The sequence below is a fragment of the Streptomyces sp. NBC_01276 genome (assembly GCF_041435355.1).
In the GTDB taxonomy this organism is placed as follows: domain Bacteria; phylum Actinomycetota; class Actinomycetes; order Streptomycetales; family Streptomycetaceae; genus Streptomyces.
This window is the reverse complement of record NZ_CP108443.1, coordinates 271730-294049: the sequence shown is the minus strand read 5'-3', so window position 1 is coordinate 294049 and position 22320 is coordinate 271730. Positions and strand designations below refer to the sequence as shown.

Here is a 22320-nt window from a genome sequence, read left to right as displayed (position 1 = left end):
ACTGTAAGGAAGATCGCGACACAAACGCAAGTCATTCCTGCGTTAAGGTGAGCGCATGAGTGAAGGACAGCGAGCCCGGCGGCCCGGCGGGCGCAGCGCCCGCGTCGCCGCGGAGGTGCACCAGGCCGTCACCGACCTGATCAGCGAGCGCGGCTACGGCAACTTCACCGTCGGCGAGGTCGCAGCCCGCGCGGGCGTGGCCGACAGCAGCGTCTACCGCCGGTGGGGCAGCCTGGAGACCCTGCTCAGCGAGGTGGCGCTCACCCGCCTCAACGCGCAGTCGCCGATGCCCGACACGGGGAGCCTGGCCGGCGACCTGCGCACTTACGCGGCCAACGTGGCCCGCGAGATCACCGGACCCGACGGTCTGGCGGTGGTGCGCCTGGCCGTCGCCCTGTCGAACAACGGTCAGCAGGGCCTGCGGGCGGGTGACGACCTCCGCGCCGAACGCATGCGGCAACTGCAGTCCATGCTCGATCGCGCCAGGGAACGCGGCGAAGACGCACCCGACGCGTTCGGCGTGCTGGACCACATCCTGGCCCCGATGTACATCCGCGTCCTGTTCGGCATGGTCCCGCTCACCCCGGACTACATCGACGGGCTGGTCGACCGGTTGCTGTGACCTCGACCCGGTCCCCGGGACCAGCCCTCGGACCCGGTTCCCGGCTCCGTGAGGTCCGGGTGCCCCGGACTCCGGGGGCGCTGTCACAGGCCGGGGGCGCCCCAGAGCGGAAACCAGCGGTTCAGGTCCTCCTCGATGCGCAGGTCGTCCTTGACCGTGGCCTTGACCTGGAGTTCCAGCGGGTTGTCGCGCTTGTGCCCGGGCAGCGGCGCGAAGGGGTAGAAGGTGCCCCGCTTGTAGACGTAGACGAGTGCGAGGGGGCGCAGCTCGGCGTCGTGGAAGGTGACCAGGGAGCAGAGGAGTTGGGGGCCGAAGCCGCTGTCCTCCAGGGCGGTGTTCACCGCGTGCAGGTCGCCGACCAGGGCCGGCAGGCTGTCGGGGCCGCGGCGGGAGAGCAGCCAGGAGTATCCGTAGGTGTCGCGGCTGAGCTCCACGGGGTTGCCGGCCCGTTCGGAATCGGCGTCCAGGAGGTCTCGTACGTCCTGCCGGACCTGGGTGAACGCACCGCCCTCCGTGGAGGCGAAGCACACCGAGCCGACTCCGGTAGGGGTGAAGCCGATGGCTGCCTGGAGCGTGATCGCCGCCGAAGGCAGGCCGAACAGCTGGTCCAGGTCGGGCTTGACGGGCTTGGTCCGGCCGAACAGGGAATCCCAGAGTCCCACGGCCTCAGCTCCTTCTCATGGCGTCTCGGCGCCAGGTCCGCCCAGGCGTGCGGAGATCTCTGCGAGCGCCGCGAGTCGGCGTTCCAGGCTGGGGTGGGTGGAGAACAGCGTGGCCATCACCGTGCCGGCCTTGAGGGCGGGGGTGAAGAAGAACGCGTTGAACGCCTGGGCCGTACGCAGGTCCTCGGTGGGGATACGGGCGATGTCCCCGGTGACTTTCGTCAGCGCCGAGGCCAGCGCGGAGGGCTTCCCCGTCAGCATCGCCGCGGCGCGGTCGGCGGCCAGTTCGCGGTAGCGCGACAGCGCCCGGATGAGCAGGAAGCTGACGGCGTAGACGAGGGCGGAGACCGCCATGACGGTCATGAAGACGACGGCGGTGTTCTGATCCCGCTGGTCGCGTCCGCCGAACAGCTGGGAGTAGAACGCGAAACGGACGACGAGTCCGGCGATCACGCCGAGGAACGAGGCGATGGTGATCACCGCGACGTCGCGGTGCGCGACATGGGAGAGCTCGTGGGCGAGGACGCCTTCGAGCTCCTCCGTTTCCAGACGGCGCATCAGTCCCGTGGTCACGCAGACCACGGCGTGGTCGGCGTTACGGCCGGTGGCGAAGGCGTTGGGCAGGTCCATGTCCGAGATGGCCACCCGGGGTTTGGGCATGTCCGCCGTGGCACACAGCCGGTCGATCACCCCGTGCAGCCGAGGTTGTTCCTCAGGGGTGACGAAGCGGCCGTGCATCGCGTACAGCGCGATCCTGTCGGAGTACCAGAACTGCGCGGCCAGCATGGCGGCGGCGATGACGACCACCAGGACGACGGACTTGAGCAGCACGATCAGCGCGGCGATGAACACCACGTAGACCAGCCCGAGCAGGAACATGGTGACCGCCATGCGGGCGGTCAGCTGCCGGTCGGGCTCGAAGCGGCTGCGCACCGTCATCACCTCGGGATCAGGCCCTCGTCGTACAGCAGTGCCGTACCGGAATCCGCATGATCATGAGCACCGGGGCGATCAGCTCATCCAGGGCGCCCGGACGGGCCTGCATCTACTCAGTATTCTCCTATTCTCCTGGGCACGCTGCATCGCCGGGTAGGTACCGCCATCGCCCGTCTCCTCACCGAGGCCGGTCCCGCGCCTGTTCCGGCCGCTCGGCGCACCCCCGGACCTCACGGCCTGGGGCTCGCCCCGAGATGCCGTTCCAGCCAGCGGGCGGCGGCGCGTCGGTAGATGCGGCGGTTGTCGGCCCGGAGGAATTCGTGGCCTTCGTTGCGGAGCACCAGCAGTTCCGCGGGCAGCCCGCGGTCGCGGGCGGCGCCCACGAACTGCTCCGATTCGGTCGGCGGGACGTTGGTGTCGTGCTCGCCGTGGACCGCCAGTACGGGAACGCGCAACTCGTGGACGCGGCTCATCGGGGACAGGGCGCGCAGCAGCTCCCGGTCGCGTTCGGGGTGCCCGTACTTGGCGGCCGCGGACTGTGCGATCCACGGTTCCGTGCCGGCGAAGAACGTGTCGAAGTCCGACATCCCGCAAACGGCCACTCCGGTGCGGAACAGCTCCGGATGCCAGACCAGCGAGGCCATCGTCAGGTAGCCGCCGTACGAGCGCCCCATGACCCCCAGCCGCAGGGGGTCCGCGTACCCGAGCGCCACCACGTGGGCGGCGCAGTCGGCGACGTCGTCGATCGCCGCGAACCGGCCGGCGCCGAGGTCGGCGTCGACGAAGGAGCGTCCCCAGCCGGACGAGCCCCGGACGTCGGGGGCGAAGACGTCCAGACCACGGCTGAGGAGTTCGTGGTAGAGCGGGTTGAACACCGGCCGCTCCTGTTCCTCCGGACCCCCGTGGAGGTGGATGACGCACGGGGCCGGACGGCCCGGGTCCCGGTCCGGCGCCCGGTAGTACCAGCCGCCCAGCGTCAGCCCGTCCCGGGCCCGGCAACGCAGCGGCACGGGGCGTACGGGGGGCCGGCCGGGCGGGGCCGCCTCCTCGTCGCGCGCCGACCAGGGGGCGCGTACGGGGGTGCCGCCGCCGGCCAGTTCCCAGATGCCGGGCCTGCGGAGCGAGCCCGACAGGGCCGCGAACGCCGCGCCGCGGCCCACGGCCATGCGGGTCACCACCTCGTGGGGCAGGGCCGGGCGGTGATGCGGTCCGGAGTCGCCCTCGCCTTCCGCGCCCGCGGTGGGCAGGGCGATGCTCTGCAGTTCACTGGCGCCGTGGACGTTCCAGGCGACCAGGCCCCACCGCCCGTGGTCGGGGACGGTCAGCAGGTCGAGGGCGGACCCTTCACGCTCGGCCGCGACGGAGGTGCCTTCGCAGCCGCCGTCCTCGTCCAGCCGGACCCGCAGAAGGGCCGCGTACTCGCGTTCCCAGTCGCTGCGCAGCCACAGGGTGCGCGCGTCGGGAGAGAACCGGCCGATCCACGGGTCCCCGTCGGCGACCCGCAGCGCGCAGGTGGTGCGGCCCGACGCGGTGTCCAGTACGAGGCCCTCGCGGTGGCCGCGCGGACCTCGGCGCAGCAGTGCGAACCGGCCGTCCGCGCTCATGTCGCAGACGCGCAGGGAGGCGGCCCCCGTTTCGCTGAACAGCAGGACCGGGGCGTTCGTGCCGTCCGGGTCGATGAGGTAGGCGGCCAGCCCGCCGCCCGGTGCGGGTCCGCCTCCGCCGCCCGGTGCCGCTCCGGCAGCCGGCGCCCGCCCGGCCGGCGCCCGTCCGGCATCCGCTCGGCTGTCGGCGCCCGGGGCCACGGGCCCCGTACGGGGGGCGGATGCCGGTCGGCCGGACCGGGGTGCGGCGCCGCCGCCGAGGAGGGTCGCGGATCCGCCCCGTTCGGTCCAGGCCTCCCCGGGCCCCCGCATCGGGGCCGTGGCCTCGGACATCGCGAGCCGTTCCGACGCGTCCTGCGACAGGTGCCCGGGCCCGCTGTGCTCGGCGACCGCCCCCGACGGCCAGGCGATCGTGACGGCGAGGGCGGAACCGTCGCGGGTCCAGGATCCGAGGTGCGCGGTGCCGCCCGCCTCGGCGCCGGCGAGCACGCGGCGGCCGGTCCCGTCGGGGCGCACCACCAGGACCCGGGAGTGCTCGCCGCCGCCCGGGGCCGAGGTGTACGCGATCCAGCGCCCGTCGGGGGACCACGACACCTCGGTCACCGGGTCGGGGTCGGCGTCGAGGACGTGGGCCTCGGCGCTCCGGGCCGGGCCGCTCCACAGTTGCGGGACCCCTGCCCGGTCGCAGATGAACGCCACGTACTCCCCGGTGGGGTCGGCCGCGGGATACCAGCATCCGTGGGCGGTGAGCAGGGCCGGCGGATCTCCGTGGTGGTCGTCCGGCACGTATACGGGCGCGGGTGCCGGTACGGGGACTTCCGGCGCGCCGGAAGACGGGGCCGTCGGCTTCGTACGGTCCAGGGGCATGGCAGCCTCTCTCAGCCTCTCTCCGCTTCGCCGGGGCCGCGCCTCCGGCAGACCGTCGCGGATCAGTGAATGCCGTGCGCCTGCAGCCAGATCTCCAGCGAGGCCACCTGCCACAGCGTGCCGGCCCCCCGCCTGGCACGGTGGCGGTCGGGTTCCGCCAGCAGTGCGGCCACGTGCCGCTGGTCGAAGATCCCGCGCCGGCGCGCCTCCGGAGCGGTCAGGGCCTCCCGTACGCGCGCCAGCACCGGCCCGGCCATCTGCCGGACCCCCGGCACGGGGAAGTAGCCCTTGGGGCGGTCCACGATCTCCGGGGGCAGGACCTTGCGGCCGATGTCCTTGAGCACGCCCTTGCCGCCCTGGTCCAGTTTGAGCTCGGGGGGGCAGGCGGCCGCGAGTTCGACGAGCTCGTGGTCCAGGAACGGCACGCGCGCCTCCAGGCCCCAGGCCATCGTCATGTTGTCCACCCGCTTGACCGGGTCGTCGGGCATGAGCGCGTGGACATCCATCCGCAGGGCCGCGTCGAGGGAGGTCGTGGCACCGGGGGCGGCCATGTGGGCGCGGACGAACTCCACGGAGGCGTCGTGGGCCGCGACCACGGCCGGGTCCAGCATGGCGGTGACCTCGTCGTGCGTCCGGTCGAAGTACGCGTCGGCGTACGCCGCTGGCGCGCCCTCCCGCGTGGCCGAGGCGATCGGCGGGTACCAGTGGTAGCCGGCGAACACCTCGTCCGCTCCCTGGCCGCAGAGCACCACCTTGACGTCCTTGGCGACCTGCTCGGACAGCAGGTGGAAGGCCACGGCGTCATGGCTGACCATCGGCTCGCTCATGGCTCCGATCGCGCCTTCCAGCGCGGCGGGGAGCCGGCTGGTGGGGATCACGAACTTGTGGTGGTCGGTCGAGAACGTGCGGGCGATGAGGTCGGAGAACCGGAATTCGTCGCCGTCCTCCCCTTTCTCCGCTTCGAATCCCATCGCGAAGGTGGGGAGGTCGAAACCCTCCAGCCCCTCCTCCGCCAGCAGGGCCACGATCAGGCTGGAGTCCAGGCCTCCCGAGAGCAGCACGCCGACGGGGACGTCGGCGACCATGCGCCGCCGCACCGCCGTGCGCAGCGCGTCGTACACCGCATCGCGCCACAGCGCCGGGTCCGTGCCGAGTGCGGAGTGCCGGGTGTAGGAGGGCTGCCAGTAGCAGTGGTCGTGGTGGGTGCCGTCCCGCTCCACGACCCGGAGGGTGGCCGGCGGGATCTTGCGCACTCCGGCCAGTACGGTCCTGGGCGCCGGTACCGTGCCGTGCCAGCTCAGGTACTGGTGGAGCGCGACCGGGTCGAGGGAGGTGTCGACTCCCCCGCCCGCCAGCAGCGCCGGAAGGGTGGAGGCGAAGCGGAGCCGGTGGGCGTCCTGGGTGACGTAGAGGGGCTTGATGCCCAGGCGGTCACGGCCGAGCACGACGCGGCCCGTCCGGTGCTCCACGACGGCGAAGGCGAACATGCCGACGAGGTGGTCCACACATTCCAGGCCCCACTGTGCGTACGCCTTGACGAGCACCTCCGTGTCGGAGTCGGAGAAGAACCGGTATCCGAGGTCTTCGAGCCGGCCGCGCACCTGGCGGTGGTTGTAGATGCAGCCGTTGAAGACCACCGTCAAGCCCAGCCGGGCGTCGGTCATGGGCTGGGCACCCCGGTCCGAGAGGTCGATGATCTTCAAACGCCGGTGCTCCAGGGCGACCGCCCCCTGCGACCACGCGCCTCGGCCGTCGGGCCCGCGCGATTGCAGAGTGTCGGCCATGCGTTCGACCGCGGCGAGGTCGGGACGGCCGCCGTCGAAGCGCACCTCCCCGCTCAGGCCGCACATGGGGCACCTGCCGATCCGTCGGCACGCAGAAGAGTTCCCCGTACTGCTCTCGTTTCCGAGGGCCCGGCCACGTACGCCATATGTTCCTTCGCTCCCGTGCCGTTCGGCCCGCACCGTGCGGGCTGAACGGCGTCTGCCCGACCGTTCGCTCCCCAAGCCCGGGGGCCGCGTCCCCGATGGCGGGGACCGGCGTCCGCGCGCCTCGGAGGCCCCGCACGCCCGGCGGCCGACACGCCCACGGCCCTGTCCACGACGACACCCCCACTTATGCCCCGCCTGCTCACGGATCCACGCAGCCTCCGATGGACCACCCGACCGGCGCACCGAGCCGTCGGCCCGCCCCGCACTGGCACCAGCACCGCCCGACCCCTCCCTGCCACGGCACGCGACCGACCCGCCTGCGGCACGGGCCGGGGACCCGGACCGGAACCGGCTCTTGGCGGATCGCACAGACACATATCGCGACCTGCGGAGATGCCACTCGTTACCGCTGGTCTTGCGGGGGGTTATGGTCGTCCGGTCACGGACGGCGATCGGTCGTCCGTTCAACCCGGAGGAACCACATGACCGACCTGAACACGCTGCGGGCAAGCCTTGCGTCAGGTGAGCACGAGTTCGCCGACACCCTGGCGTTCGTCGCCGCGCATTACGAGTACCAGCCGCAGGCGTTCCGCAACGGGGAACTGGAGAATGCCGCAGGTGAGAACGAGGGTTCCTGCAAGACGCTGGGACTGGCCCTGCTGGAGGGGCTGAGCGGCAACGAGGCGCTGCTGGCCTTCGGTGAGCACTACCGCAGTGTGCTGGCGACGCCGAACGACACCGACCACGCCAACATTCGCAACCTCATGGCCCATGGCCTGGAAGGGGTGAGCTTCGCCGGGCAGCCGTTGGCCCGCAAGAGCTGAACGGCGAAACCCGGGCGAGCACCCAAGGGCCACCGTCCACCACCCCGTCCAGGGCCGGTCTCGGCGCAGATACCGAGCACCCTGTGGCGTGCCGCGATGGTCCGAAACGGCCCGGACGGCAGGGCCTCGTGCGACAGCCTCCCCGGGAATCAGGTGCCAGAATTGTCGACGAACCCCACGATATCGAGATATTCGATTCTGGGCGGGACACCATAAATCCCCGTCACCTTTTCGATGATCTCCTCCGTGAAGAAGGCGCGGGCTTTCGCCTCGTCATCCCACACGTAGAAGTTCCTTGCCTGCACGCCGTCTTCGTCGAGCATGAAGCTCTTGAAGCGAAGGCCGGCCATGCCTTCGAACGGCACTCGGAGTTCGCCGGCAATCTTTGTGAGAGTTGAACGATCGAACTTGTCGGTCTGCGTGAAAGTCACGAGCACGCCGATCATCGGGCCTCCTACCGATTGGGTGAGCAACGGTCGATCGAGTGACGCTAGCGGCGGATCCTATTACACGGGGCCGGAATTTCTGGCCGCTGGGCCGCGAGTCGGACATGCGGCTCGCGGTCGGCGATCAAGGTGGAGGGGACGCCGGCGTGCGTGGCCAAGCACGTCTCGGGACCGGTCAGGAATCGAGAAGCCCCGGCCGCCGTGCAGCCCCTAGCGTGTTGGTCATGGCAACCACCGCTTCCACCGCAGCCCACACGTCCCTCGCGTCCGTCACCCTTGAGGTGGCCGACCCCGAGGCCGCCCGCCTCTTCTACAGCGCCTTCGGCGTGGACACGTACATACGCCTGCGGGCGTCCGAGGCTCATTCCACCGGATTCCGCGGCTTCACCCTGGCGCTCACGGTGTCCGGGCCTGCCACCGTCGACGGCTTCGTCGGCGCCGCCGTGGACGCCGGCGCCACGGTGCTGAAGCCCGCCGCGAAGTCGCTGTGGGGCTACAGCGGCGTCGTCCAGGCCCCGGACGGGACGATCTGGAAGATCGCGACCTCGGCGAAGAAGAACACCGGCCCCGCCACCCGCGAGATCGACGAGGTCGTCCTGCTGCTCGGCGTCGAGGACGTGAAAGCCACCAAGCAGCTCTACGCCGGCCGGGGCCTGACCGTGGCCAAGAGCGTCGGCGGCAAGTACGTCGAGTTCGCCTCCGGTCAGTCCGGCCCCGTCAAGCTGGCGCTCTACAAGCGCCGCGCCCTGGCCAAGGACCTCGGCGTCCCCGTCGACGGCACGGGCTCGCACCGCATCGTCCTCGGCAGCGCCGCCGACGCCTTCACCGACCCGGACGGGTTCGCCTGGGAGGTTGCCGCGTAGCTCGCCCCCACGCTGTCCTGACGCCCGGCCCTGTCCCACCGATCGACCGGCGAGGACGCGCCGATGTGCGGCTATCGGAGCCGGGCGGACCGGCCGGCGCCGACTCGACCACCGCCGGGAACGCCGTCCCTCGCAACCACCCGGCCTTCCTCGGCCCCGCTGCCGCCCCGGCTCCTGGAAGAAACTCGCTCACGTCATCGTTCGGGGCCTCGACCCTGCTGACTCGTCGCGGTGACGAGGGTGGAGGAGATGTGGGCCAGGGAGGGGTCAGCGGGGATGAAGAACGTTTCGACTCCGGCCAGTTCGTGGTTCATGCGGGCCATCGGTATTTCGTAGTCCAGGTCGGGAACGCCTCGGACTCCGCGGATGACGACGTCGATTCCGGCTCGGCGGCAGTAGTCGACCATGAGGCCGCCGGTGTGGGAGTCGACGGTGACGTTGCTCAAGCCGGCCGCCGCCGCGCGGAGCCGGTCCAGCCGTTCCGTGACGGGGAAGCGGCCGGTCTTGTTCGCATTGAACATCACGCACACGACGACCTCGTGGAACAGAAGGGCAGCACGCCGGAGTATGTCCTGGTGCCCTTGAGTGACCGGGTCGAAGGATCCTGGGAAGAGGGCTCGCATGATCGGAGAGAGTAACAAGCGGCCGCCCCGGTGGTGAGGTGCCAGAACAGCCAAACCACCGCGTGCGGCCGGACGGTGGGCCGGCAGCGGCCGGTGCGCCGCCGGGGCGCCACGCCGCGGACCCCGCAGCGCGGAGCGGAGCGGGATCGCCCCGCATCCACGCTGGTCGAAGCCCCAGGGCGCACCGTCGCACGCGGTTGCCCCCGGGCTCCGTATCGCCGGTCAGCCGACGATGGAGAAGAAGATCGAGCCGTCCTCGGCCCACCACCAGGCGCCCCGGCCGTCGTTCCACTCGGAGGCCCAGCTGTCGAGGACCTTCATCAGCTCCTCCAGGTCGTACCGCAGATCGGTGTCGATCCGGTCCAGCACCGCGCGGTAGGCGTCGACCGCGGGTCCGGCCTGCGCCAGCGGCCAGCAGCCGATTTCGGGTGAGCCGTCCACGGGGCCGGGAATGTGGATCCCGATCTCCGTGGGCGGACCGCTGAAGACGTACTGGTAGGGCAGCAGGTCCGCGGGGACGCCCGCCGCCTTCAACGCGTCGTCCAGCGCGGAGAAGTAGGTGACGGGGCTCCGGTAACTCGCCAGGGTGTCGGGGTCGGAGGCGTTGTGATCGATGATGATCTGGAGGGCCGCGTAATAGGCGCAGCCGGCGTACTGGGCGGTGGAGTCCGCCCGACCGGCTATCAGCCCCTCCAGCGCATCCTGCACCGTCAGTCCCCAGTCCACTCCCTGGGCATCGAGATCCTCCTGGCGGGCCCGCGCCCTCTCCCGCATATTGCCCAGACGCCGCTCTTCGTCCGCGGTCAGATCGCGGGCGGGTACGAAACGGGCGACCTCGCCGCGGTTCGCCATGCTGAAATTCACTACCTTGCTCATGGGGCCATACTGCCAACCGGCACTGACACCGGCGGTGTCGGGAGCCGTCTTCCCGTCGTCTCCCCGTCGTCGCGCCGTCGGCGACGACGTCAGGCGTCCTCGCCCGGATTCGTGTCCAAGCCGGATGAATCGGCTCCCGGGGTGGAAGAAGCCCGCCAAGATGAAGTCCCCCTGGTGCGAGGAGGCCGCGTTGACCACTCCCGAGGCCAAGGGGCCGAAGGTCCCGCCGAGCCTCCCGTCGGCCGGGGGAGGACGGCCGGCGCATGTGGGCGGTCCTGGACGGTCAGCCCCGCCGGCGGCCCGTTCACCATGCGGCCGCCATGAGGAGCTGAAGCACCTTCAGGCCAGGGCGAGGAAGAGCTTCTCCAGTTCTTCCTCGGTCATGGGGGGCCGGCTCTCGTCGGCGTTCGTCATGCACTGGCGCATGCCGCTGGCCACGATCTTGAAGCCCGCGCGGTCCAGGGCTTTGGAGACGGCGGCGAGCTGGGTGACCACGTCCTTGCAGTCGCGTCCTGCTTCGATCATGGCGATGACACCCGCGAGCTGTCCCTGGGCGCGACGCAGCCGGTTGAGGACTGCGTTCACTGCGTCGTCGTCGACCTTCACCGGTGCCTCCTGGCGTTGCGCGCTGTCCACCCATGGTACCCCAGGGGGTATCTGGTCGATGAGGTCAGTGGTCGCGGAGGGCCTCGAAGGTGGCTTCGAGGTCGCCTTGGCGGGGGCGGTTGTGGGGCAGCTCGGCGAGGAGGGCGGCCATGCCGCAGGTGTTGGTGAGGGCGGAGAAGGCCAGGCCGCCGGCGATGCCCGCGGAGGCGAGGCGGAAGGCGGGGTGCAGGCGGCCGAGGGCGAGGCCGGTCAGGACGACGGCGCCGGCGGTGAGGCGGACCTGGCGCTCCATGCTCCAGGCGGTGCGCGGGGCGCTGTCGGGACGGTGGAGGATGCCGCCGCCGTCGGTCCAGGCGTCGGTGCCTCCGGCGAGGCCGACGGCGGCGATGCCGTTGTCGGCGAGGGTCTTGCAGGCCTTCCCGGAACGGCTGCCGGAGGCGCAGACGACGAGGATGTCGCCGCGGTCGGCGGCTTCGCGGAGGTCGGGCAGGGCGCGGGTGAGGTCGTCGAGGGGGATGTTCAGGGCTCCGGGGAGGTGACCGGTGGCGTATTCGCCGGGGGTGCGGACGTCCAGGACGATCAGTTCGTGCAGCCGACTGGAGGCCTGCTGGGCGTCGAGGGTGCGGGGCTGGGTCATGGGGCGGGTTTCCTTCCTGGTGGGCGGGGCCCGCTCTCGCGGTACCCCCGGGCGTATTGATGGCGGTGTGGTGAAGGGCGCGGTGAAGGGGTGGGCCGCGAGGTCAGTGGAGGGCGTCGGCGAGCATGAGGGCGGCGACGGCCGTGAGCACGGTTGCGAAGATCCGCTGGAGGGCGGGTCCCGAGACCTTGGCGGCGAGGCGTTTTCCGTCCCACGCTCCGAGGATCGCGGCGCCGGCGAAGGGGGCGATGACCTGCCAGCGCAGCGGGGCGTGGCTGCCGGCGCGGGCGGTGAGCGCGGCGAGGGAGTTGACGGTGATGACCAGGAGGCTGGTGCCGACGGCGGCGCGCATACGCAGTCCCAGTACGGAGACCAGGGCCGGAACGGCGAGGAAGCCGCCGCCGACGCCGAGGAACCCGGTGACCGCGCCGAGCCCGGCGCCCGCTCCGACAGCCCGAGCGGGCCGTACGGGCCGTACGGGCCGTACGGGCCGTACGGGCCGAGGCTGCCGCTCGGGGCCCGACGAGCTGAACATACGCCAGGCGGCGAGGGCGGCCACGGCGGCGAACGCTGCGGTCAGGACGGGTTCGGGGACGCGGGCGGCCAGCATCGCCGCGGCCGTGGCCGGCAGGACGCCCGCGGCCGCGAACAGGGCGCCGGTCTTCCAGCGGACGTTGCCGGAAGTGGCGTGGGTGTGGAGCGCGGTGGCGGAGGTGGCGGTGACGATGATCAGGGATGCGGTGGTCGCCGCGGCCGGGGTGAAGCCGAGGAGGTAGATCAGGGCGGGTACGGCCAGGACGCTGCCACCGCCGCCGAGCGCCCCGAGGGCCAGTCCGATGACGGCTCCGGCGGCGAGGGCGAGTATGAGCGTGCTCACGCTATCCGGCCGCGGCTTCCGCGCGCGTCGACGACCGGGAGCCCGGCCGACGCCCAGGCGTTCATACCTCCCTTGACGTCCACGGCGTCGGCTCCGCGCCCGGTGAGCAGCCTGGCGGCCTGTCGGGAGCGGTGCCCGGAGCGGCAGATCACCACCAGGGGCCGGTTCCGGGCGGCGGCGGGCAGGGCGGCGCCGGTGGCGAGCCGGGAGAGCGGAGCGTGTACGGCTCCGGGGGCGTGTCCGGTGTTCCATTCGGCCTGCTCGCGCACGTCGAGGAGCACGGCGCCTCCGTCGGCGGTGTCGCGGTGGGCCTGGGCGGGGGTGACGCGGGCGGTGCCGCGGCGGAAGAGGAACATCCGTCTTCCTTCCGGTTCTCGGTGTCGGGGTGGAGGGGGGTGGTGCGGAGGGAGCTGATGCGGAGGGGAGTGGCGCGGAGGGGGTGGTTCAGTTGCCGCTGGTGAGGGGCAGGCCGGCCTCGGAGGCGGCGGTGAAGGCGTCGTCGACGGCGACGACGTCCCGTCCGGCCGAGTCCAGCAGAGAGGCGGCGATCGCGGCCCGCATCCCGCCGGCGCAGTGCACCCACACGGTTCCGGCCGGGACGTCCGCCAGGCGCCGGTGCAGGTCGTGGACGGGTATGTGCACGGAGCCCTCGATCCAGCCGGTGGCCCGCTCGGAGTTCCGGCGCACGTCCAGGACCACCGGCCCGGAGTCCGCGGCCCGGGCGGCGAGGTCCGCGAAGGTGCCCCGGGGGAAGGCCCGCGGGGAGTGCCCTTCGGGCACCCAGTCACGGGGGGTGCCGGTGGTGGCCGCGGCCGGGCGGTCGATGCCGACCCGGACCAGTTCGCGCTGGGCGGCGGCGAGCTGGGCGGGTGATCCCGCGAGGAGGGTGACGGGCTTGCCCCAGGGGATCATCCAGGCGAGGTGGGTGGCGATCTGCCCCTCGGCCTCGAAGTTGAGGGAGCCCGCGACGTGTCCTTCGGCGAACGCGACCCGGTTGCGCAGGTCCACCACCCATTCGCCGGCGGCCAGACGTTCCGCGATGTCGGCCGCGTCGGTCAGGGGAGGCGTCCCCAGGTCCACGGGCCGCGGGCCGGCGGCGTTGGCCGGGCCCATGTGGGCGTAGTAGGCGGGCGCGTCCTCCAGGCCGGCCAGCAGGGCGGCGACGAAGCTGTCGACGTCCTTGACCAGGGCGTCGTTGGCGGTTTTCTCCTTGCCGATGGTGGTGGTGGTGGCGCCGCCCTCGGACCGGGAGGAGGAGCAGAAGCTGCCGAATCCGTGGGTGGGCAGCACCGCCGTCTCGTCGGGGAGCTCGGCGGCCAGGCGGTGCGCGGAGGCGTGCTGGGCGCGGGCCAGTTCCGCGGTCAGCCGGGGCTCCACCAGGTCGGGGCGGCCCACCGAGCCGATCAGGAGCGAACCGCCGGTGAAGACCGCCGCGACGGCCCCCCGCTCCTCCAGGACGTAGGAGGTGTGATGGGGCGTGTGGCCGGGGGTGGCCAGCGCCCGCAGCGTGATCCCCTCGTCGACGCCCACCGTGTCGCCGTCGGTCACCGGGACCCGGGCGAAGCCGACGCGCGCACCGGCGGGCACCAGGTAGGCGGCGCCGGTCAGGCGGGCCAGGTCCAGGCCGCCGGTCACGTAGTCGTTGTGCAGGTGGGTCTCGACCACGTGGGAGATCCGCACCCCGCGTGCCGCAGCCACCGCGAGGACCCGGTCGATGTCGCGGGGCGGGTCGACGACCGCCGCGGTGCGCGCGCCGCCCGCCAGGTAGCTGCGGTTTCCGAGGCCCTCGGTCTCGATGGTGTCGATGAAGAACACGTGGTCGCTCCTTTCGGCTGACATTTACCCCCGGGGGTATATTTCGAGCGTAGCACGGGTACCCCCGGGGGTATTTTCGGGAACGCGCAGGAGGGCACGAAAAGGGGCCGTCACCCCCCCCTCGGGGGTGACGGCCCCGGACCACGCGGATCGCTCACTGGATCAGTTCGATGTTCGCCGGCGGGCCAGAGCAGTGGCCCGCCGATCGAGCTGTCGTGCGGCGTGGGCGACCTGGGGCGGGGATGCAGCCGGGTCGCCGTGCGTGCCAGCGGGGCCAGTCGGGGGAAGAGCGTGGTGACGTCGAGCGGCCGCGGCGGGGTCGTACGGATGGCGTTGTCCATGGCGGCGATGCCGCCGGCAGCCTCGGACACCGCGCATGCCGGCCACCGCGGGCGCCGGCCGCCGGCCGGCCGACACCGGGCGGCTTCCCCGGCGGCGCGGGATCCGCGCAGTGACCTCGGGCGCGCGAGGATCCCGAACCCGGTGGAGCGATCCCCCGTCTTTTCCCGACTCCGGCCCCCGTCAAGGGGGTTGGCGCCGCAGGTGCGCTCCCGTAGCATACGCGCAAAACATGAGCCCTACTCACATTGAGGCTGTGTGTGATCACCTACCATTCCGAAGCCCGCCTCTGGCTGCTGAGCACGCCCGGCACCTCCTACGCCTTCCGGCTGGACGCCGACGACGTCCCCCGGCACGTGCACTGGGGCCGGCCGCTGACACTGGAGCAGGCCGTCGCGGTCGCGGCCTGCCTTCCCGCCGAGGACCCCGGCGGTGACGACCCCGGCGGCGAGGAGTACGCCGTCGAGGGCGGTCTGCGGTTCGGGGCACCGTCGTTGACCGTCCGGTTCGAAGACGGCGTGCGCGGCTTCGAGTGGCGGTTCGTCGCGCACAGGGCCGAGGCCGGCCTGCTCACGCTCTCCTTCACCGACCGCGTCCGCTCCCTGGGTCTCGACCTGCACTACCGGATCCGGGAGGGCCACGACCAGGTGGAACGCTGGGCGGTGCTCACCGCGGACGAGCCGGTGGACGTCCTGCGGTTCGACTCCGCCGCCTGGACACTGCCCGCCCTCGACGACTACCGCGTCAGCCATGTGGTGGGCGAGTGGGGCAGGGAGTTCCAGCTCCGGCGCGACCGGGTGCCCATCGGGGAGACGGTGTTCACCAGCCGCCTCGGCATCACAGGACGGCACGCCGGACCCTGGCTGATGCTCGACGCGCACGACGCCGCGGAGGAACACGGCGAGGTCTGGAGCGCGGCCCTCGCCTGGAGCGGCAGCCGCCGGATCACCCTGCGCCGCGACCCTTACGGCCGCGCCTCCTGGACCGGGGGCTTCGGCCACGAGGGCCTGGTCTGGAAACTGCTCCCCGGAGAGCGCCTGGAGACCCCCGTCTTCACCGGGCTGTACGCCCCCGACGGCTTCGGCGGCACCAGCCGCCGCTGGCACGCGTACGTCGAAGGCCAGGTGCTGCCCGCCCGGCCGGCCGAACGCCCGCTGATCTTCAACTCGTGGGAGGCGACCGAGTTCGACATCAGCGAGAAGCAGCAGACCGAACTGGCCGAGCTGGCCGCGGGGCTCGGCGTCGAGATCTTCGTGGTGGACGACGCCTGGTTCGGCGCCCGCACCGGCGACACGGCGGGGCTCGGCGACTGGTGGCCCAACCCCGACCGCTTCCCGAACGGCCTGGGCCCACTCGCCGACCACGTGCGCGCGCTGGGCATGGGCTTCGGCCTGTGGGTCGAGCCCGAGGCGGTCAACCCCGACAGCGACCTCTTCCGTGCACACCCCGACTGGATCCTCTGCCAGGACGGCCGTAGGCGCACGCAGGGGCGCAACCAGCACGTACTGGACTTCGCCCGCCGCGACGTCCGTGAATGGGCGGTCGAATGGCTGGTCAGGACGGTCACCGAGCTGGACGTCGCCTTCCTCAAATGGGACATGAACCGCTCCTTCAGCGAGGCGGGGCAGCCGGGGGCCGCCGACCCCGACCGGGTCTGGGTCGAGCACACGCGCGGCGTCTACGAGGTGATGGACCGGCTGCGTGCCGCCCGTCCCGACCTGTACCTGGAGTCGTGCGCGGGCGGCGGCGGGCGGGCCGACCTGGGCGTGCTGGCCCGCGCCGACCAGGTCTGGGCCTCCGACAACACCGACGCCGCCGAACGCGTCGCGATCCAGCACGGCCACTGCCAGCTGCTGCCCGCCCGGACCATGGGCGCCTGGGTCACCGACAGCCCGAACGGCTCCACCGCCCGCCCGGCTTCGGTCCGGTACCGCTTCCACGTCTCCATGGCCGGGGCCATGGGCATCGGCGGCGACCTGCGCAAATGGAGCGAGGACGAGCTGGCCCAGGCCCGGGCGCTGGTCGGACAGTACAAGCGGATCCGGCCCGTGGTGCACGGCGGAGCCCTCTACCGCCTCGGGCATGACGCCGTGCAGTACCTCACCGAGGACGAGGTCGTCGTCTTCCGCTTCCTGCCGTCCGGGCTGAACCGCACCGTCGCCCGCACCCGGCTGAAGGGCCTCGACCACCGTGCCCGCTACCGGGACGAGGACACCGGGGCCGTCCACGAAGGCGCCGTCCTGCTCGGCCACGGCCTCCCGCCCCTGTTGGCCTTCGACTGCACGAGCGAGCTCGTCCACCTCAAGAGAGTGCCCCGATGAGCCTCGCCCCGGCACGGCCCGAAGCCCTCGCCGAGCCGACCCGCAGGGTCGGCCCCGGCTGGATCCTCCTGTACGTGCTGGCCAACACCGGGATGTTCATCCCGATGCAGGTGCCGACCACGTTCCTGATGCCCGCGCAGGTCGCCCAGATCGATCCGGCGGGGAAGGTCGGCGCCTACGCCTGGGTCAGCATGATGGGCGCGATCTCGGGAATCGTGATCGCGCCGCTGGCGGGCGCGCTCTGCGACCGCACCACCGGCCGTTTCGGCCGCCGTCGGCCGTGGATGATCGCGGGCTCGCTGGCCTGCATGGCGGCACTGATCTATACCGGCGTCCAGACGACGGTCGCCGGGATCACGCTCGGCTCCCTCGTACTGTCCGCCTCCTTCATGATCATTGGTGCCGGGATCGCCCCGGTGATACCCGACCGGGTCCCCGTCGCGCAGCGCGGTGTGGTCCTGGGCTGGGCCACGGTCCCGCAGGCCGGCGGTCTGATCGCGGGCGGGCTGCTGCTCGGACTCCTCACGGGCTTCCCCGCGCAGTACGTGCTGATGGCCTCGTTCCCTCTGCTCATCACGCTGTTCGCGGTCGTCATGGAGGACCCGCCGCTTCCCCCCGACCACCGCGAGCCGTTCTCCCTGCGCGCGTTCCTGGACGGCTACCGGATCAGCCCCCGCAGGCACCCCGACTTCGTCTGGGCGATGAGCTCCCGGTTCATCATGGGACTGGGCTACGGCCTGGGCACGCTCTACATGCCGTACTTCCTGGACGACGTCCTGCACTACGAGCAGTTGTTCCCCGGCCGGTCCACCGAGGACGGCCTGCTCATCGTGGTCGGCGTCAACTGCGTGGCCACGATCTCGACGGTCGTCCTCAGCGGCTGGCTCTCGGACAGGCTGGGCAGGCGCCGCATGCTCGTCTGCGTCGGCGGCCTCACGATGGCCGTCGCCGCGATCCCGCTCGCCCTGTCGCCCACCTGGACCATGACGCTGGTCTCGGCCGTCATCCTGGGCCTGGGCTACGGGGTGTACCTGGCCGTGGACACCGCCCTGGTCACCGAGGTGCTGCCCGCCTCGGCGGACCGCGGCAAGGACATGGCCCTCGCCAACCTGATGGCTTCCCTGCCGTACGTCCTGGTACCCCCGATCGCCTCCGTCGTGCTCGGGGATCTGGGGGGCTACCCCTCGTTGTTCCTCTGCTCCGCGGCCATGTCCGCGCTGGGCGCGGTACTGGTCTGGAAGGTCAGGGGCGTCCGCTAGTGCGCTTCCCGACGTGTCGCGAGCGACCGGACCCGATCGTTCAGGTAGCTGTTGAGGACTCGTTTGCACTCGGCGATCAGCTGGGGGTCGCCCTGCGGATCGGTACGGAAGGCAAGTCTCAGCACGCCGTCCGCGCATTCCAGGGCCACCCGGATGGCGATCCCCAGTTCGGCGTCGTCCTGGACTCCGGACCGGGACCCGATCAGCGAGCGCAGCCGGCCGGCGACCGCCGTGTTGTTGTCCAGGGCCGGATCGAGGGTGTGGTCCCGGCCCACCGCGCCGAAGTCCACCACGCCGAAACCGGTGACGGTCCGGCGCATGGCGACGTACTCCTCGACGGCCACCTCGACGACGCCCGGGACGTCATCCGGCTTCTCACGCTCCAGCCGGACCGCGACCCGCTCCAGGAAGGCCTCCAGGTTCCGGGCGGCGAGCGCGCCGATCAGCCCCTCCCGGTCGGAGAAGAACTGGTAGAGGGTGCCGATGGGCACCTCGGCCCTGCGCGCCACTTCCTTGGTGGTCACAGCGGCGTAGCCGACCTCGTCCAGGAGTTCGGCGCAGGCGTCCAGCAGCCGTTCGAAACGTTCGGCGCTGCGCTTCTGCACGGGCTGGCGGCGCAGCGACCCCGAGTTGCGATCTTGATTCACCGTTCCATCATCCCATCGAGCGGGCTAACATGAGCAGTACTCACATTTTGGGAGGTTGCAGTAGATGAAGCTGGACCATCTGCCGACGGACTTCGTCTGGGGTGCCTCGACGGCGTCCTACCAGATCGAGGGAGCCACCAAGGAAGACGGCCGCGGACCATCGGTCTGGGACACCTTCACCGCCCGCAGCGGTACGGTCCGCGACGGGCACACCGGTGACGTGGCCTGCGACCACTACCACCGGTACGAGGAGGACCTGGCGCTGATGGCCGACGCGGGCCTCACCGGCTACCGCTTCTCCATCGCCTGGCCCAGGATCCGGCCGACCGGCAGCGGCGAGGTCAACCTCCGGGGCCTGGACTTCTACGACCGGCTGGTCGACGGCCTGCTCGCACGCGGCGTCGAGCCCGTCCCGACACTGTTCCACTGGGACCTCCCGCAGGGCCTGGAGGACGAGGGCGGCTGGCTGAACCGCGACACCGCGTACCGCTTCGCCGAGTACGCGGCCGTCGTGGCCGACCGGCTGGGCGACCGCGTCCAGAAGTGGATCACGCTCAACGAGCCGTTCATCCACGCGGTCTGGGGCTACGGCCTCGGCGTCCACGCGCCGGGCCGCGCCCTGTTCCTGGACTGCCTGCCGGTCGTCCACCACCAACTGCTCGGCCACGGCCTCGCGCTGCGGGAGCTGCGGGCACGCGGCCTCCATGTGATGATCGCGAACAACTGCACCCCGGTCTGGGCCGCCTCGGACGCCCCCGCCGACCGGGCCGCCGCGCAGGCCTACGACAACCTCCACAACCGCCTGTTCAACGACCCGCTCCTCACGGGCACCTACCCCGACCTGTCCGCCTACGGCGCGGACGCCACCCTCGGCGGCTCCGTCCGGGACGGCGACCTCGACCTGATCTCGGCCCCGCTGGACGCGCTGGGCATCAACTACTACAACCCGACGCGGATCCAGGCCCCGACGTCCGAGGGCCTGCCGTTCGAAGAGGCTCCCATCGAGGGCTACCGCCGCACCGCCTTCGACTGGCCCGTGGTCCCCGACGGCCTACGGGAACTGCTCGTCGGCCTCAAGGAGCGCTACCCGGACCTCCCTCCGGTCTACATCACGGAGAACGGCTGTTCGGTCGAGGACGTGGTCACCGCCGACGGCACCGTCCCCGACCTCGACCGCATCGACTACCTGGACTCCCATCTCCGGGCCATCGACACCGCCGTGGCGCAGGGCGTGGACGTCCGCGGCTACTTCACCTGGACCCTGATGGACAACTTCGAATGGGCAGAGGGCTTCCATCAGCGCTTCGGTCTGGTCCACGTCGACCATGACACCCAGGTCCGCACCCCGAAGGCGTCCTTCGCCTGGTACCGCGACCTCATCCGCGCGCAGCGCGGCTGAGCCGCCGGTCGGGCCACGGCTCGCCGGTGGGGCGCGGTATCCGCTCACACAGTAGGGGCGAGCTGCTCCCGCACCCATTCGGGTTCGGGGTTGGTGTGCGGCCGACCCGCCACGAAGACCGTCGGCACGGTCTCGTTGCCGTCGTTGGCCGCCCTCACCGCTGCGGCTCCCGCCGGGTCGCTCCAGATGTCGACCCAGTGCAGCCGGCGGGCGCTGCGGCCCAGCCGGATGCGCAGTCGTATGCAGTACTTGCAGCCCGGACGCCAGAAGACGACCGGCCGGCCGTCGGCGGCGCTGCGGCGTTGCGCCTCCCGCGCACCGATCGACCTCGGGAAGATCAAGGGCGAGTTCATGCCTGCGAGCACCAGGAACCCCGGCAGGAGTGCTGCGGCCGTGCCGGGGTCCCCCTTGGCGATCAGGCCAGTCGCGACGACTGAGCCGCAGAGCACGAGCAGCATCGGCAGGATCCAAGCGCGCATCATGGGACTCAGGCTATCGATGAGCCGAAATGCCCTCCGAACCAGGCCGCTCACCCGGGTGCACGGCGCAAGGCCAACGCCCGGAGCGGCGCCTGGACATACTCACCGCCGTGGCGCGTCGCGATGGCCCAGGAGCCGGCCGCCTGCGGTGCCGGGCGGAAAGACTTTCTCCGGCCGTCTGTCACATTCCCCTGCCGGGATCCGTCAGTGAGGTACCGCTGACCGACAGATGGAAGGACACACCATGCTGACCAACGTCATGTACGTGACGCTCTACGTCACCGATCAGGACCGCGCGCTGAGGTTCTACACGGAGCAGCTGGGCCTGGAGAAGCGCATCGACTTCCCCAACCCCGGCGGGCGTTTCCTCACCGTGGGCGTCCCCGGCAGCCCCGTGGAGATCCTCCTGTGGACGCACAGTGCGGCGGCGGGGCAGCCGGCCGAGCCGGTACCGGGCGCCACGCCGGGCCCGGTCATCCTGGAGTCGGACGACCTGCGGGCGGACTTCAAGGTGTTCCGCGACCGTGGTGTGACCTTCGACCAGCCGGAGCCGGAGGACTACGGATTCGGCGTCCGCATCGAGACGGCGGACCCGGACGGCAACCGCATCTCACTGCGCGAGCGCAGCCGCGCAGGCAACGGCAACGGCAACGGCAACGGCTGACCGTCCGTGAAGCCGGTGTGGCGGGCACGGCCCCCGCCTGCCACACCGGCTCGGACCGATGACGGCACGTAGCGAATCCGTGATGGCGCCGGTCGATGCATGGTCCTCCGGACGCGCGGCGCGGGCGGCGCGACCGCCCTCTCGAACATCCCCGCGAGGCTGGGGCGGTCGCCTGCCGGGTAGCCAGCAGGCACGGCGGAACGCGATGCGCCACCCGCCTCACACCGAACACGCAGGCCGCACACCGCACACCGCGAGGAGCCCCCCATGACCGTGTCCGACCGCTACCGCGCCTCTTGGGACGGCTTCTGGGAGCAGAGCTCCGGTGAACCGGGCGAACCCTTCTGGGACGCGGACCCGGCCCTGACGGCGCGGCGCGACCTCGACCACCTCGCCCCGTACGCCGACCACTCCCTCCCGGTCGCCGACCTCGGGTGCGGCAACGGCACCCAGACCCGTTTCCTCGCCACCCGCTTCGCCGGCGCCGTCGGAGTCGACCTCTCCGCCGCCGCCGTCGCCCACGCCCGCCGCGCCGACCCGGACGGCGCGGCCGCGTACGAACAGCTCAACCTCGCCGACCCGGTCCAGGCCGGCGACCTGCACGAGCGCCTCGGCGACACCAACGTCTACATGCGGGCCGTCCTGCACCAGAGCGACCCGGAGGACCGCCCCGCGGTGGCCGCCGCGGTCGCCCGGCTGGTCGGCGCGCACGGCCGCGCCCTCGTCCTGGAACCGACCGGCGAGGCCAAGGACGTCATCGCCGCCATCGCCGCCCGGCCCGGCGGCCCCTCGCCCAAGCTGCGCCGCGTCAAGGAACACGACCTGCGCCCCGGCGAGGTCGCCGAGGGCGAAGTCGCCGCCCTGCTGCGCGCAGCAGGCCTCACGGTCCTCGACGAGGGCACGACCGCCCTCGCCATGAGCGAGACCCGCCCCGACGGCTCGCCGGTGGAACTCCCGGCCCGCTGGTTCGTCGCCGGGCGCCCTTGACCCGGCGGATCGCGGAGTCGCCGCCGGTGGCCGGCC

General features: G+C 71.9%; 22 protein-coding genes. 8 read left to right on the top strand and 14 right to left on the bottom strand.

Features of this window, described 5'->3' with window-relative positions:
* The first annotated feature begins 55 nt into the window (after positions 1-55).
* Entirely contained in the window at positions 56-622 is a 567-nt protein-coding gene (locus tag OG295_RS38615; RefSeq protein WP_331738352.1) for a TetR/AcrR family transcriptional regulator, read from the top strand.
* Between the two features lie 83 nt (positions 623-705).
* Here OG295_RS38615 and OG295_RS38610 read toward each other — a convergent pair whose 3' ends face one another.
* From OG295_RS38610 to OG295_RS38595, 4 genes are all read right to left on the bottom strand, one after another.
* Positions 706-1284, bottom strand: coding sequence for a hypothetical protein (locus tag OG295_RS38610; protein ID WP_331738349.1), 579 nt, complete (start codon positions 1282-1284; stop codon positions 706-708).
* Positions 1285-1299: 15 nt separating this feature from the next.
* Positions 1300-2217, bottom strand: a complete 918-nt coding sequence (htpX, locus tag OG295_RS38605) for a zinc metalloprotease HtpX (protein WP_331739007.1) — start codon at positions 2215-2217, stop codon at positions 1300-1302.
* Positions 2218-2450: 233 nt separating this feature from the next.
* Complete coding sequence (locus OG295_RS38600; RefSeq protein WP_331738345.1) at positions 2451-4691, bottom strand: prolyl oligopeptidase family serine peptidase; 2241 nt, start codon at positions 4689-4691, stop codon at positions 2451-2453.
* Between the two features lie 62 nt (positions 4692-4753).
* Positions 4754-6541, bottom strand: coding sequence for an N-acetylglutaminylglutamine amidotransferase (locus tag OG295_RS38595; protein ID WP_331738342.1), 1788 nt, complete (start codon positions 6539-6541; stop codon positions 4754-4756).
* 563 nt (positions 6542-7104) lie between these two features.
* On the opposite strand from OG295_RS38595, the gene OG295_RS38590 reads away from it, so the two are divergent.
* Positions 7105-7446, top strand: a complete 342-nt coding sequence (locus OG295_RS38590) for a HopJ type III effector protein (protein WP_331738339.1) — start codon at positions 7105-7107, stop codon at positions 7444-7446.
* Between the two features lie 149 nt (positions 7447-7595).
* Here the strand turns inward: OG295_RS38590 and OG295_RS38585 are convergent, their stop codons facing one another.
* The gene (locus tag OG295_RS38585) at positions 7596-7892 is read right to left on the bottom strand and encodes a hypothetical protein (RefSeq protein WP_331738337.1); all 297 of its coding nucleotides are present in this window, start codon (positions 7890-7892) and stop codon (positions 7596-7598) included.
* Positions 7893-8116: 224 nt separating this feature from the next.
* On the opposite strand from OG295_RS38585, the gene OG295_RS38580 reads away from it, so the two are divergent.
* On the top strand, positions 8117-8755 hold the full coding sequence (locus OG295_RS38580) for a glyoxalase (RefSeq protein WP_331738334.1): 639 nt from the start codon (positions 8117-8119) through the stop codon (positions 8753-8755).
* Positions 8756-8949: 194 nt separating this feature from the next.
* Here OG295_RS38580 and coaD read toward each other — a convergent pair whose 3' ends face one another.
* The 7 genes from coaD to OG295_RS38545 all read right to left on the bottom strand — a co-directional run bounded on the left by coaD (position 8950) and on the right by OG295_RS38545 (position 14189).
* The gene (gene coaD / locus OG295_RS38575) at positions 8950-9378 is read right to left on the bottom strand and encodes a pantetheine-phosphate adenylyltransferase (protein ID WP_371681483.1); all 429 of its coding nucleotides are present in this window, start codon (positions 9376-9378) and stop codon (positions 8950-8952) included.
* 222 nt (positions 9379-9600) lie between these two features.
* Positions 9601-10254 (bottom strand): hypothetical protein, encoded by a 654-nt coding sequence (locus OG295_RS38570; RefSeq protein WP_331738329.1) that lies wholly within the window; start codon positions 10252-10254, stop codon positions 9601-9603.
* 339 nt (positions 10255-10593) lie between these two features.
* Complete coding sequence (locus tag OG295_RS38565; RefSeq protein WP_331738326.1) at positions 10594-10860, bottom strand: metal-sensitive transcriptional regulator; 267 nt, start codon at positions 10858-10860, stop codon at positions 10594-10596.
* Positions 10861-10924: 64 nt separating this feature from the next.
* Positions 10925-11497: a rhodanese-like domain-containing protein gene (locus tag OG295_RS38560; RefSeq protein ID WP_331738324.1), complete on the bottom strand. Its 573-nt coding sequence runs from the start codon at positions 11495-11497 to the stop codon at positions 10925-10927.
* Between the two features lie 103 nt (positions 11498-11600).
* Entirely contained in the window at positions 11601-12374 is a 774-nt protein-coding gene (locus OG295_RS38555; RefSeq protein WP_331738321.1) for a sulfite exporter TauE/SafE family protein, read from the bottom strand.
* Positions 12371-12730, bottom strand: a complete 360-nt coding sequence (locus OG295_RS38550; protein ID WP_331738319.1) for a rhodanese-like domain-containing protein — start codon at positions 12728-12730, stop codon at positions 12371-12373. Before OG295_RS38550 ends, OG295_RS38555 begins: the two co-directional genes overlap by 4 nt.
* 88 nt (positions 12731-12818) lie before the next feature.
* Positions 12819-14189 (bottom strand): MBL fold metallo-hydrolase, encoded by a 1371-nt coding sequence (locus OG295_RS38545; protein ID WP_331739005.1) that lies wholly within the window; start codon positions 14187-14189, stop codon positions 12819-12821.
* A gap of 593 nt (positions 14190-14782) precedes the next feature.
* Here OG295_RS38545 and OG295_RS38540 point away from each other — a divergent pair.
* Both OG295_RS38540 and OG295_RS38535 read left to right on the top strand, forming a co-directional pair.
* Positions 14783-16849, top strand: a complete 2067-nt coding sequence (locus tag OG295_RS38540) for an alpha-galactosidase (protein WP_371681534.1) — start codon at positions 14783-14785, stop codon at positions 16847-16849.
* Positions 16846-18108 carry an MFS transporter gene (locus tag OG295_RS38535; protein ID WP_331738314.1) on the top strand — a complete coding sequence of 421 codons (1263 nt, stop codon included), beginning with the start codon at positions 16846-16848 and terminating at the stop codon, positions 18106-18108. Before OG295_RS38540 ends, OG295_RS38535 begins: the two co-directional genes overlap by 4 nt.
* Here the strand turns inward: OG295_RS38535 and OG295_RS38530 are convergent.
* On the bottom strand, positions 18105-18755 hold the full coding sequence (locus OG295_RS38530) for a TetR family transcriptional regulator (RefSeq protein ID WP_331738310.1): 651 nt from the start codon (positions 18753-18755) through the stop codon (positions 18105-18107). The two genes, OG295_RS38535 and OG295_RS38530, sit on opposite strands and share 4 nt — an antisense overlap.
* A gap of 64 nt (positions 18756-18819) precedes the next feature.
* Between OG295_RS38530 and OG295_RS38525 the strand changes: the two genes are divergently transcribed.
* The gene (locus tag OG295_RS38525) at positions 18820-20154 is read left to right on the top strand and encodes a GH1 family beta-glucosidase (RefSeq protein WP_331738307.1); all 1335 of its coding nucleotides are present in this window, start codon (positions 18820-18822) and stop codon (positions 20152-20154) included.
* A gap of 44 nt (positions 20155-20198) precedes the next feature.
* Here OG295_RS38525 and OG295_RS38520 read toward each other — a convergent pair whose 3' ends face one another.
* Positions 20199-20636 (bottom strand): glutaredoxin domain-containing protein, encoded by a 438-nt coding sequence (locus OG295_RS38520; protein ID WP_331738304.1) that lies wholly within the window; start codon positions 20634-20636, stop codon positions 20199-20201.
* Positions 20637-20877: 241 nt separating this feature from the next.
* Here OG295_RS38520 and OG295_RS38515 point away from each other — a divergent pair, with 241 nt between their 5' ends.
* Both OG295_RS38515 and OG295_RS38510 read left to right on the top strand, forming a co-directional pair.
* Positions 20878-21297, top strand: coding sequence for a VOC family protein (locus OG295_RS38515; RefSeq protein ID WP_331738302.1), 420 nt, complete (start codon positions 20878-20880; stop codon positions 21295-21297).
* A 267-nt stretch (positions 21298-21564) separates the two neighbouring features.
* A complete protein-coding gene (locus tag OG295_RS38510) occupies positions 21565-22284 on the top strand; it encodes a methyltransferase domain-containing protein (RefSeq protein ID WP_331738300.1) in 720 nt (239 codons plus the stop codon).
* Positions 22285-22320: the final 36 nt, after the last annotated feature.